Source organism: bacterium (assembly GCA_028820935.1).
In the GTDB taxonomy this organism is placed as follows: Bacteria; Actinomycetota; Acidimicrobiia; order Spongiisociales; family Spongiisociaceae; genus Spongiisocius.
This window is the reverse complement of the sequence record JAPPHZ010000037.1, coordinates 1-12,073: the sequence shown is the minus strand read 5'-3', so window position 1 is coordinate 12,073 and position 12,073 is coordinate 1. Positions and strand designations below refer to the sequence as shown.

The 12,073-nt window shown below is 62.6% G+C and carries 11 protein-coding genes and 2 pseudogenes; 9 read left to right on the top strand and 4 right to left on the bottom strand.

From position 1 onward, the window contains the following. Together OXM57_11100 and OXM57_11095 are read right to left on the bottom strand one after the other, a co-directional pair. Window positions 1–245 (bottom strand): transposase (locus OXM57_11100; protein MDE0353223.1); only part of this gene is annotated, 245 nt, incomplete at its 3' end. Window positions 246–677: 432 nt separating this feature from the next. Beyond that, complete coding sequence (locus OXM57_11095; GenBank protein MDE0353222.1) at window positions 678–959, bottom strand: transposase; 282 nt, start codon at window positions 957–959, stop codon at window positions 678–680. A 177-nt stretch (window positions 960–1,136) separates the two neighbouring features. On the opposite strand from OXM57_11095, the gene OXM57_11090 reads away from it, so the two are divergent. Continuing rightward, entirely contained in the window at window positions 1,137–2,522 is a 1,386-nt protein-coding gene (locus OXM57_11090) for an ISL3 family transposase (protein MDE0353221.1), read from the top strand. 388 nt (window positions 2,523–2,910) lie between these two features. Here the strand turns inward: OXM57_11090 and OXM57_11085 are convergent, their stop codons facing one another. Then, window positions 2,911–3,327: a transposase gene (locus tag OXM57_11085; protein ID MDE0353220.1), complete on the bottom strand. Its 417-nt coding sequence runs from the start codon at window positions 3,325–3,327 to the stop codon at window positions 2,911–2,913. Window positions 3,328–3,634: 307 nt separating this feature from the next. Here OXM57_11085 and OXM57_11080 point away from each other — a divergent pair, with 307 nt between their 5' ends. From OXM57_11080 to OXM57_11070, 3 genes and pseudogenes are all read left to right on the top strand, one after another. Next, window positions 3,635–3,970 carry a hypothetical protein gene (locus OXM57_11080; protein MDE0353219.1) on the top strand — a complete coding sequence of 112 codons (336 nt, stop codon included), beginning with the start codon at window positions 3,635–3,637 and terminating at the stop codon, window positions 3,968–3,970. 83 nt (window positions 3,971–4,053) lie between these two features. Further along, a pseudogene (istB, locus tag OXM57_11075) lies at window positions 4,054–4,808 on the top strand (IS21-like element helper ATPase IstB). A 271-nt stretch (window positions 4,809–5,079) separates the two neighbouring features. Next, the gene (locus OXM57_11070; protein ID MDE0353218.1) at window positions 5,080–6,987 is read left to right on the top strand and encodes an AAA family ATPase; all 1,908 of its coding nucleotides are present in this window, start codon (window positions 5,080–5,082) and stop codon (window positions 6,985–6,987) included. 119 nt (window positions 6,988–7,106) lie between these two features. Here OXM57_11070 and OXM57_11065 read toward each other — a convergent pair whose 3' ends face one another. Continuing rightward, the gene (locus OXM57_11065; protein ID MDE0353217.1) at window positions 7,107–8,297 is read right to left on the bottom strand and encodes a hypothetical protein; all 1,191 of its coding nucleotides are present in this window, start codon (window positions 8,295–8,297) and stop codon (window positions 7,107–7,109) included. A 534-nt stretch (window positions 8,298–8,831) separates the two neighbouring features. On the opposite strand from OXM57_11065, the gene OXM57_11060 reads away from it, so the two are divergent. The 5 genes and pseudogenes from OXM57_11060 to OXM57_11040 all read left to right on the top strand — a co-directional run bounded on the left by OXM57_11060 (window position 8,832) and on the right by OXM57_11040 (window position 11,855). Further along, entirely contained in the window at window positions 8,832–9,659 is an 828-nt protein-coding gene (locus OXM57_11060; protein MDE0353216.1) for a hypothetical protein, read from the top strand. Between the two features lie 8 nt (window positions 9,660–9,667). Next, window positions 9,668–9,898, top strand: coding sequence for a ribbon-helix-helix protein, CopG family (locus OXM57_11055; GenBank protein MDE0353215.1), 231 nt, complete (start codon window positions 9,668–9,670; stop codon window positions 9,896–9,898). Then, window positions 9,895–10,305, top strand: coding sequence for a PIN domain-containing protein (locus tag OXM57_11050; GenBank protein MDE0353214.1), 411 nt, complete (start codon window positions 9,895–9,897; stop codon window positions 10,303–10,305). The genes OXM57_11055 and OXM57_11050 overlap by 4 nt, the downstream gene beginning before the upstream one ends. A 198-nt stretch (window positions 10,306–10,503) precedes the next feature. Beyond that, window positions 10,504–10,734, top strand: a pseudogene (locus OXM57_11045) (hypothetical protein). An 878-nt stretch (window positions 10,735–11,612) separates the two neighbouring features. Continuing rightward, on the top strand, window positions 11,613–11,855 hold the full coding sequence (locus OXM57_11040; GenBank protein MDE0353213.1) for a helix-turn-helix domain-containing protein: 243 nt from the start codon (window positions 11,613–11,615) through the stop codon (window positions 11,853–11,855). The last annotated feature ends 218 nt before the right edge of the window (window positions 11,856–12,073 follow it).

Genomic DNA, 12,073 nt, shown 5'->3' with positions numbered 1-12,073 from the left:
CGGCGGGCGACGTAGTCGATGGTGGGCTGGTGGTGGCGCATTCGTGTTATGGCTAGTGGGTAGAGCGCTGCGTTGGCTTGTCGGTGTCCGCCTCGGTAGAGGCGATGCCGGCTGGTCTGTCCTGACGAGGCAGGTATGGGACAGGCGCCGCAGAGTTTGGCGTATGCGGCTTCGGAGCGGATCCGTTCGGGGTTGTCGCCGAACACGATGAGGAACTCCGCTGCCGAGGTCGGCTCCGATGCCATAGGCGTCTCGTAGTGTCGGCGACGCCTGGGCGGTGAGGTCGTCGAGCACGGCGTCGTGGGAGCGCACCTCGGTGTCGAGGTGACGCCAGCGGCGTGCTAACGCTCTCAGTGAGTGCTTCGCCGCGGCTGTGGGACTGTTGACTGTTGACACGCGGAAGCGGGCGCAGCGGTTGATGAGCGCCCGATTGGTGAGCCCGTCGAGGGATTCGCGCAGTTTGGCGGGGGTGTTGACGATTAGTGCTTTGAGGGTGATGATCGCCGAGGTTCGGCCTTTGCGGGCGGTGTCTCTGGCTATCTTGACCTGGCGGATCATCCCGGCCAGCCCATCGGCTGTCTTGGGAATCGCGGTCGAGGTTCCGGCAAGGACCGACCGTGCGGCGGCTTCAGCGTCGATAGCGTCAGGTTCTGCTGTTGCTGCGCCGCGAGCGGCGATCACCCCGGAGTCGGCTCAACGACCCGATGCCCGCAGCGTCTCAGGTAGCTGGTGAGCCCAGCGCCGTAGCTGCCGGTGCCCTCGATCCCGAACCCCTCAACTCGGCCATGTTCCTGGGCCCATGCCTCGAGTTGGGCGTAGCCGCCGCTGTCAGCGCTAACCGCTCGGTCTCCCAGACGGGCGCCGTGCTGGTTGAGCTCCACCGCGACATGGATGTGCTTGTGGGTGTCGACCCCGACGATCACCTTGCTCACAGAAGCGTCGGACACGATACTGGCCATGGGTTTCCTCCCTTTAGTGGTGGAAAACGCACACCAGCCGGCCGGGTGGGCGGACAAGACGGCCCTGCGCGGAAACGTGGGTGGGTGGGGGTGAAATCCTTGGTTTGGGGGTGAGGCCTCGCTGGAATCGGTGAAGAACCAGTTCGCCGATGCCAGGAGGCCTCGATGTCTGATGTTATGTCTGTTCGTTTGCACTTGTCGGGTGTGCGTGTGCTGGGGGTGCCGGTCGATGACCCGGCGCGCTTGTGGGTGGAGGTGGAATCCGTTCGGGGGTGGTCGCGTTGCCCGTTGTGCGGGTTCCGCTGTCTGAAGGTGTGGGATCGGCGGACTAGGCGGGTGCGTGATTTGGCGGTGTCGGGGCGCCGTACGACCTTGTTGTGGCGGCGGCGCCGGTTCTGGTGTGGGAATTGTGGGGAACGCCATTTGGAGGATCATGCCCTGTTCCAAGGTGGTCTTAGCCGCCGGTTGGCTCGCCGTCTGGTGAAGGACGCTCGGGTGATGTCGATTAGGGCGGTGTCCCGCCATCATGGGGTGGGTTGGCATCGGATCATGGCACTGGTCCGAGCTGAGGCGGAGAGGGTTGGGGAGCTTCGGCGGGTCCGTCCGTGTCGTGTGTTGTTGGTGGATGAGACGTCTATCCGCCGCCGGCATCGTTATGTGACCGTGGTCGCCTGCGGCGATTCCGGCGAGGTGTTGGCGATGATCCCAGGACGTGGGAAGGGGTCTCTGACCCGCTTCTTCCGCGATCAGGGACGGGACTGGTGTCGGGGGGTGGAGATCGTAGTATCCGATGGTTCCCGCCCGTATCAGGCAGCCATCGCCGAGTATCTGCCCGGTGCCCGCCATGTGCTGGACCGCTTCCACGTAGTGCGGTGGTTCACCGAAGGGCTCACCCTGGTGCGAAGAGAGCTCCAACGCCGCGATCCCGACCAGAAACCACCCGCCTATGAGCCGAGCCTGTTCAGGGCCCGATACACGCTCTTGCGCCGAGCCGACAACCTCACCCAGGCGCACCAGGAGCATCTGGGCCGGCTGTTCGCAGCCCATCCCCGACTGAAAGTCGCGTGGGACGCTCTCCAAGAGCTCTACGGGCTCTACGAAGCCGACGACCTGGAGCAGGCCAACGAGGCTCTGGCACGGTTCGCTGATCTCTACGACACAGGCCAGATCCCCGAATACCACGACGTGGTGGACAAGATCATTACCTGGGGCCAAGAAATCTTGGCCTACCACCCCGGCCGGCGAGCCACGAACGGACCCCTCGAAGGGATCAACAACCTCCTCCAGGTCCTACGACGCGTCGCTCACGGCTTCACCAACTACCAAAACTACGCCGCCCGAGGACTCCTCGTAACACTCAAGGTGCGGACCTTCCACAAGGCTCCTACCAGGTCACATCCGCCTCGAAGCCAGAACCCGCCCCCAGACCGGGGGGACAGGCCGACAGATCCCCAGCAAGGCAACAAACGCGCCGAATTTCACTTGGGTCAGACCCGCCCCCCGGACCGGGGGGCCGCCCCGATCATCGCAGCGGCCCCCACCAAACAGGGCAATCCAGTATGAGTGAATTTCGCTGATCGCCAACATAGGGCGAGTTGGGCTAGCCGGTGGTGGGGGTAGTGGTCTGTGTTGCGGCGGAGTTGCCCGTAGTTCGTGAGCCATGAGTTGGTTCGTTCGACGGTCCAGCGCATGCCGAGGGGTGTGGATAGTTTGGTGTGGTTGCCTTGGCCCCGGGGTTGTTTCCGGGCGCAGATGATGTCGGTGATGCCCGCGGTTTCGCAGAGAGCCCGGATGGCTTTTCTGTCGTAGCCTCGGTCTAGGTGGAGGGTCTCGATGTCGGCTAGGAGACCTCGGTTGGCGATATCTTTGAGGGTGGGTTCGAACAGGATGCTGTCGTGACGGTTGGCGCCGGCGGTGGCCCAACCGACAGGGATGCCGTTGGCGTCTGTGGCTAGGGACCATTTCCAGCCTGATTTGGCCCTGTCGCAGGGGATTCGTTTCCGGTTCCTTGCCCACCGGTGGGTGCCTTGTGCTGGCTGCCGTCAACCGAAACCTCGGAAAGGTCCAACCCCATGATGCGGTCATAGCCCGCCAACGATTCGGATACCACAGCGTCGAACACGCCCGCATCTGTCCACTCGTCGCGGCGGGCCCGCAATGTGGTGTCCGACACCACCCCGCCCAGCAGATGTTCCGCCGTCACCCACGAACAGCCCGTCACCAACCGCACCAGGATCCCCTCAAAACAGACCCGATCCGAAATACGGGGACGGTGACCACCCATCGGATGGTCCACCTCCCGCCGGGGCACCAGAGCCTTCACGGATTCCCACACCGCGTTTGTGACTTCGGGATCGAGCGCGCGCATAATCATTCCTCCACCGGTTGGGGGTGTCTATTGCCGCTCGATATCAAACCCGAGCTAACACCCCACCCGGTGGATTTCCAAAGCTATCCGCGCACGCTCTAAGTCCCGCCCTGCGCGGGTTCATGACTCGGTGGCTGCTTTGTTGGGGGCGTTGCGGGTCCGTCCGATTGTGCTGTTGCCCCGCCGTCTGGAGTCCAAGGGCCAGGTCGAGCGGACTATCGGTTATCTGGAGGGGTCGTTCCTCCCGCTGCGTAGGTTCGACTCGATCGGAGATATCTGAGCTCAGCATGACCGCTGGGCCCGGGAGGTGGCGTTCGAGCGTCACCATCGAAGAGTCGGCGCCAAGGTGGCCGACGCGTGGAGAGCTGAGAAGAGTCACCTGTATGCGCTGGCGGATCCGCTACCGGATACCGACCGTCGCGCCGAGGTGCGGGTGAGTCGGGACGGGTTCTGCCGCATCGGCGATGTTGACTACTCGACACCGCCAGGTCTGGCCGGCCGGCGGGTTGGGGTGCGGGTCTCGCATCGCGAGGTGGTGATCCATGTCGACGGCCGCCAGGTCGCCCGCCATCGGCGGAGCTATGTCCCTGCTGATGTCGTCTTGGATCCTGCCCATGCCCGCCTGTTGCGCCTTGCCCGCTAGGCCCGCACCCGACTCGTCGCTGCCGATGCGGACATTCCCGAAGTGGACTTGGCCTGCTACGACGCTCTCATCGGGGCCTGCTGATGGGTGGTCTCAGCTCCGAAGTGGCGTTCCTCTCCAGGGCTCTGAAGATGCCCCGCATCCGCCAAGTCGCCCCCGACATGGCGAAGACAGCCCGGGCTGAGGGATGGGATCCCCTCGAGTTGTTGGTCAAGGTCCTTTCTGAAGAGGTCACCGCCCGTGAAACACACGGAGGCCAAAACCGTATCCGCGCGGCCCGATTCCCCCAGACAAAGACCCTTCGACAATGTTCGACTTCGCTCACCAACGATCAGTATCCCAAGCTCAGATAGCGCATCTCCACCAGCTCGACTTCGTCCCAAAAGCCCACAACGTGATCTTCTTGGGCCCACCGGGCACAGGCAAAACGCATCTCTCCATCGCCTTAGGTGTTCAAGCAGCCCGCCGCGGTTACCCACTCGCGTTCGCGACCGCCACACAGTGGGTCACCCGACTCTCCGAAGCTAAGAGCAGAGGCCGGCTCAGCGACGAACTGGACCGCCTCGCCCGCATCCCCCTCATCGTCATCGACGAAGTTGGATACATCCCCTTTGATCCCGAAGCCGCTTCCTTGTTCTTCTCGCTCATCTCATCCCGCTACGAACGCCGATCGCTCATCGTCACGTCCAACAAGAACTTCTCCGCCTAGGCAGAAATATTCGGCGATGCCGTAGCCGTCGCGGCCATGGTCGACCGCCTGGTCCACCATGCTGAGGTCATCGTCCTCAAAGGACAGAGCTACCGACTCAGAGGCAAACGAAAGGAGGTCACCCACTAAACCGCGCAACTTTCAACCGGCCTTGACAGTGGGGATTCTGCGACTTGGAGACGGGCCGGCTGCTGGAAGTTGTTAAGGGCCGTTCCGGGGCTGGTGAAGATATCTGCAAAGTCCTGGCGAGGATCGCAGACTGTACGAAGGCGGCTGCCGGCCTGTTCGCCTAGTCTGGAGGTTGGTGGGGTGTGGGGTTCGCCACTGCAGGAGGGTGCCTGCCTCTTCTCCGGGAGGTCCCCCGAGCTATTGTCTTTGACTCGCCAGGAGGTAGTATCAAATGGAACTCTCATCGTTTCGAGTTGGCTACTATCGCAATGTGTTGGATTCAAATGATATTGCCGTTGATCAGAAGGTAACTGTACTCGTTGGCAAGAACGAGTCGGGCAAGACCAATCTCCTGCACGCGCTCCATGCTTTGAACCCTGCTAGCAGCGATCGAGACCGAGAGTTCCCCCGGCATGACTATCCCCGATGGTTGCAAAAGCAGCACGAGCGAAGCGGAAAGTATCAAGAGGCAAAGCCCATCGAGGTTGTCTTTCGTCTCGCAGAGGATGACGTTAGGGATGTTGCTGCCAAGTTCGGCAAGGACGTTCTACTTGATCAGACCTTCTCTGCGTATCGAGACTATGGGTCCGAGAGCCTGACTCACATCCCTCCTGCTTGTGAACCCGTCGCTGCGATTCGGCACTTGCTCGATGGGCTTCATGTCGAGGGTTCAACGGACATCGGTCCACTTAGAGACCGGCTTACGGCCACCGCTGGGCGCGCAAACTCGTCCGGCAGCCCCGCCGTAGAGGCTGAGGCACTGAGGCGGCTGACCGATACCTACGGCGAAGCCACCTCTGCACGAAGCGCCGTGGGTGAGTTCCTTCGAGACCGTATGCCGCGGTTCTTCTACTTCGATGAGTACTCCGAGCTGCCCGGCACGACGGACACCGAGCCACTCATCAACGCCCTTCGATCAGAGGACTCATCCGCTCTGGATAGTCGACAACAGACTGCTCTCGCCCTCCTACGCATGGGGTTCGCTGACGACGATCTCGTTTCCGATGATTACGTCGCTCGCAAGGCGGAGCTGCAAGCCGTGGGGGCTGAGCTTACTCAGAACGTCCTTCAGTACTGGAGGCAGAACCAGTACCTACGGTTGGATATCGACATCAATACGGCTGTTGAGTCACGCCCCGATGGCCAGCAAGTCGTGCGCAGCGAACTAAAGCTCGACGTGATGGACACTCGCCACCATTTCACGAATAGCTTGGACGCTCGATCCAACGGGTTCCGCTGGTTCGTGTCGTTCATCGCGGCCTTCACCGAGTTCGAGGAAGACTCGAACGTCATCGTTCTCCTCGACGAGCCGGGCCTAAACCTCCACGCCCGCGCCCAAGCCGACTTCCTTCAGTTCATCAACGAACGTGTGGCTGGTCGTCATCAGGTGTTGTTTACTACCCACTCACCTTTCTTAGTCGACCCTGCAAGACTCGGAAGGGTTCGCGTCGTCGAAGATGCCGGACCTGACACCGGAGCTAAGGTTACTACCGCAGGTAGTGCGTCGAAGGACCCCGACACGCTTTTCCCACTCCAGGCTGCGCTCGGGTACGACATAGCGCAGAATCTCTTCGTCGGACCGGACAATCTCGTGGTTGAGGGGCTGTCGGACTACACGTACCTGCTCGTAATGTCGGACCACCTTAAGTCGCACGACCGAACGGGCCTTGACGACCGCTGGCGTCTCCTTCCAGCAGGGGGGGCTAGCAATATCCCGACTTTTGTCACGCTGGTCGGTCCATCCCTTGACGTCTCCGTCCTCGTCGACGGCGCACAAGCGAGCAGCCAGAAAGTCCGCAATCTGATGAAGGCCGGCCTGCTCGATGACAAGCGGCTGATTACTCCAGAGTCAGCGGCAGCTGCGAAGGGTGCCGACATCGAAGATCTCTTCACAGACGACGACTACCTACTCCTGTTCAACAAGGCTCTTCGGAGGCAACTCAAGAGTGCCGACATTGTCGGCAACGACCGGATCGTAAAACGCATCGAGCGCAACACCAACCCCTTCGACCACAATGCTCCAGCCCGTTACCTTCTGCAGAACCGAACGGGCCTGCTACCCAAGCTCTCCGATGAGACCCTCGCTCGCTTCGAGAAACTGATGGAAGCCATCAATGCCACACTCGCCTCCCACCCCTAGATGAAGGACATACCGGCACGACCGGAGTTTGGCGGGTGCGTGGGGGTCCGGTTATGGGGGAGGTCGCAAACCCCGTTAGCCGCGTAGAGCCGGTACCTGTAACCTCTTACTGCTCCCTCCTAACCAGAGATACGCACCCTGTAGGAACCCTCATCCTGTTGCAGCACACTCACTTCAACGTCAACCCAATCTTGCCCATTCCAGAGGGACAAGCTCACCGATTCGTCAACGCTCAGCACATGGTCAGTGCTGTTAGGTTCGCCCCATGCGTGAACCGCCCGGCCTGTACCGGGACACCAATCCCAACCATCCCAATCACAGCCCGTGTCGACAGACTCGTCAACCGTGTACCATTCCACACCCTCCTTCGGTAGGTGAGAATCGAAACGACCCTGCACCCTTGCTCCGAACGTGTAATACCATGTGCTGTAGGCGTCCCGGAGTACAAGCATCTGATAGCCGCCTGTAACGCCTACGGTGTCGAGCCAGAGCGTTTTGCTCTTGTCGCCTAGTTCCCACACGTACACGTCGTCCGGGTTGATCCATCCGGCCGCGTAACGGTTGATGGCTATGGTCCCTACCCATCCGATACTTCCGCTCATCACGTCCATCGGATTGTTGTACTCGTCTTGGTCCTCCACGTCAGGGTTATAGAAGAACGAGTGTGGCCATCCCAGAGCATGGCCGATCTCATGGATGTACAAGTCGGCCCATACGCCTGCTCCTACGAACGCATACCGACCCGAATCGGGGTGGGGAAAAGGCTCACACTCGCCCGCTTCGCAGTACGTAGCTCCCATCCAAGCCGTACCGATGATGCTGTGGAAGGCATGGGTGGTGTCCACAACCAGCGCTCCATCCGCTCTGCTGCCTTCCGCAGCTTCTTTGACCGCCTCTACACATGCTTCCCCCCGATCCCAAATGTTGGCGTAGTCTGCAAAAGCCAGCTTGGACAGATCCGGAGTGACACTGCCACCGATTCGGAACCCGAGCTTGTACTTACCGTCGGAAAGCCAGTTGAAGTAGGCGCCGATGGTCGATCTCTCCGTCAGCCAATCAACCACCATCCTCGGTGTGTACCCCACGAAACGGTTCAACGATGAGAACGACGACGGGCCTACAGGATCGCATATCCACACTTCCCAGGTGTCGGTACCGACGGTGCGGGCCGTCATATAGTTGTAGTTGCCGATCAGGTCATAGGAATCGGCGTTGTCGTACCACTCGTGCGGCATCGGCTGGTGGTCGGCGACAGCCGGAACAGCGAGCACAGCGACAAGGACCGCAGCAGCGAACGCTCCCCACCTCACGACGCAACAGGCCTGTGAAATCGGGCCTCCCGAGCCTCTCGACTGTCACCCACTTTGGCAGTCCCTTCGGTACAGGATGGGCTCATACTAGGACCTCTCTTCGAGCCAAAACCCCGCCCCCAGACCGGGGAACAGGCCGAGCCCCCAGACCGGGGAACAGGCCGACAGATCCCCACAAAGGCGCGCCACGCACCGGAACTCAGTTGAGTCAGACCCGCCGCCCGGTCCCGGGATGTTAGCGATCCATCGCAGTAACCACCATTCAGGGCAAGGCAATACGAGCGAAATCCACCGATCGAGACTGGGTGACTCGATGATCGTCAACAGCGTTGCCCGTCGCCCTCAATGATCCCGGCAACAACCCCACCGTCGAGGACAGCCTTAGCCACCGTCGCCGCTCCGTCCCGTGTCGATCACCCCGAATGCTCCCCCAGCAGCCCGTGCCTCTGCCGATCCGGCCATAGGAACCGCACCGCGAACGGTGCACACACTTCGATCAGCGTACCGACGACCGGCAGCGACGGCGGCGAGTACGTGCTGAGCAGCGTCGACATCGAGTTCGCCCGCATCAGCGATTCCGATGCCGGCAACCATCTGCGCGTGCAGGTCCTGGCCGACTCCGGCGGCAGACCGGATACGGGAGTAGGAGCGGGACTGCCCCTCGCCACCCTGACGAACCCCTCCATGCAGGTGTCGAGCACGGAGCGCACGTACCGCTTCGCCTACGCGGGCGACGGGCCGGGCTTCGCACTGGCGGCGGACACCACCTACTGTGTGGCGGCGCTCAACAGCAACCGCAATCTCAGCGGCACGAACACGCTGCCCGGCGGTTGGGGCATCGGCGACGACAGCCGCCACTGGGCGGCTATGGCCACCAGCTGGGGCACCCATTCCGAGGCGCTGAAGATCGGCGTGAACCTGGGCGCGGCGGAGCCGTTTGTGCAGTTCCGCACCTGCGCGGGCACGGTGTCGGGCCACATGTGCAGCACGGGCTGGGTGACTGCCAACTACACCCGGCACGATCCGCTGCCCACGATCACGCTGGAGGAGGGCGGCGCGGTGGTGACCTACCAGTGGCGGGCGGTGGACCCGATGGGGCGCAGCCACTTCTACGTGGCGGGCCAGGTGGGCGAGCCGCGCAGCCACTTCGGCGGGCTACATCGGGGCCGGTCGCCCGGACCGGGACCGGCTGATGTGCCACACCGGGAGCCGCAGCCCCCACCACCTGGGCGAACCCATCGTGTACGAGCCGCCCCAGTACAACGGGCGCGATGGTTTCTCGCAGATCGGCTACGGCAGCACCGCCGGCCCGCTGCTGGACCGCCACGACGGCTGTCACTTCGCGAACCAGGCTATGTATAGTTGGGGTCATGAAGGCCGTTACGATCACGATGCCCGAGGAGCTTGACGCCGAGGCGGCCGCGGAGGCGAGGCGGCTGGGGATCTCCAAGTCGGAGTTGATCCGGCGGGGGCTGGCCGCTGTCCTGCCGGCCCGAAAGCCTGAGCCGGTCAAGGACATGTGGTTGGAGCGAGCGGGTTTCGGCAGCAAGGGGATCAGCGTCAAGCCCGGCGAGATCGACGAAGTCGTCTACGGCTTGTGAAGTTTGTCGACACGAGTTGGTGGGTGGCTTGGGCGTTGCCCCAAGACGCCCGCCACGGTGACGCGCTCGACCTGGCTGCGTGCGTGGGCGACCGAGAGCGGCTTCTCACCACGAACCTGGTGGTTGGCGAGACTTGGACGTTCCTTCGCTACCGGGACGGGTACCGCACCGCGGTCGGGTACCTCGACGAGATAGAGAACTTCGGATTAGCCGACAAGCTGGCTGTGCACGTCGTCACCGCCGAAGAGGAGTCGAAGGCGTGGCGATGGCTGCGCCGTCACGACGAACGGCCCTACTCCTTCGTGGACGCCACCAGCTTCGAAGTGATGCGAGCCCGCCGGCTGCGCGAAGCCCTAGCCTTCGACAACGACTTCGCCGCGGCCGGATTCATCGAAGTCCGACCCTGAACCACGCAGGTCTTTGAGGGCACCGCGCTCGACGAGATTAGCGGGCGCCGAGCCTGCTTCCTAGCTCCAAAATGATGGCAATACCCGCACGGACCTCCGGTATCGGGGGTCAGGGCTGGGCTCGAGTGGCAAGGCGGGTGGTGATCGTGGTGGTCTCGTTGCCGAAGCCATAAGTATCCGAAAAAGCGGGGGCAACTCCAAGGCGGCGACCACCGTCTCAAGAACGCCATGTTCATCGCAGCGTTCGTTGCCTACTACCTACGCAAACGCGCCCAAGGCAAAGAACACAACGCCGCCGTCATCTGCGTCGGTCGCCGCCGCTGCAACATCATCCTGGCCATGCTCAAGACCCAAACCCCTTACCAACCCGCGAAGCCGAGAAACCACCCCACACGGGTTGGCAACAAGACAGGGACACCCCCACCTTGACCGGCCAGCCACCGACCCCGGCTCGCCCCGAACGCCCCCGTCGTAGATGCCCTGATACGGCCAGCCTACCGCTCGGGTGTGTTCACCGCCGACACGGATCGGTGGAGAGAACGACCCGTCCCGCTCCCGACACCAGGTCCTGGCTCACTCCACCCCCGGCGATCTCGATGGCTTCGGGCAGTCTCACCAACCCGCCCACTCCCCGGAGGCGGCATCGCCCCCGCCGATAGCTGACACCCAGCTGGCCGGGTGTGGGTCTGGTTCCCCATCCGCCTCTCCCTTCTCCTGCTCATTGCCCGCCGGTGTCGCCCCCCACCCGCATGGGATCGGCACTGGGCCGTGTTGTCGTTACCGAACATACCCAAGATGACCCCCAACCCGGTCGCGGATCCACCCCCCAGGGGTCGCGCTCATGCGCGACCGGTCGCGCTTCCACCCCCCAGCGGTCGCGCTTCCGGTCGCGCATCCTTCTGATCTGGGGGGTTGCTGGCAGCTCGATGGGACAGGAGCTCTTGCTAGCGCCGCCGGGGGTGGAGAGGCTGGCGACGGCAGCGCCCAAGGGCACCGACACCAGGGGTTTCTTCGGCAATCCCCCCGAGAAGGACGACGCAGGAGTGCGAGTAGGAGAGGACAGCGACGAGAGGACGTGTGGATGCCTGGCCGGGAGGAGCTGGAAACGATCGGGCAGATGGACAGAACCTGGACGGAACGGGAACCGGGGGGACGGGGACGGGGATGGGGACGTTTGTCCCTGGGGTGTGGGACATATGTCCCTGCAGGGGTGTCGGCTGTGGTTGAGGGGCGTAGTCAAGTTTTCATTGAAATGCTGAACCCCCTATTAGGGGGCTGGTAAGCTCCGGCTATCAGGGGGGTGGTAGATGAGTGAGAGCAGCGATGAGGACCGGGCGCGGCAGAGTGCCGAAACCTTCCGCATGCTTGCCGCGGTCGACGCCGCCGAACGGCTTGAGGCCGCCGAGACAGAGTGGGCCCGGGCACGGGTGTCCTACCGTCAAGCAGTGGTTGCTCTCTACCGCATTGACCGATTCAGCCAGGCTGAGATCGCCAGACTGGTAGGCCGCTCCCAGTCGTCGATCTCGAACCTGTTGCGTAACCGGCCTTAACAGGCCACTTCACCCTCTACCGGGACGTATGTCCCCACCCATGGGGACGTGTGTCCTCATTTTAATGAAAACTTGGCTACGCCTTTCAACCACAGTTGACAGCTCTGGTCGGGACATGTGTCCCCCACCCATCGGGACATACGTCCCCGTCCCTGTTTCCCCCGGTCACGTCCAGGGATGTGGTGTAAGAGGGGGTTCCGCGTCGCCTCTGTTGTTGG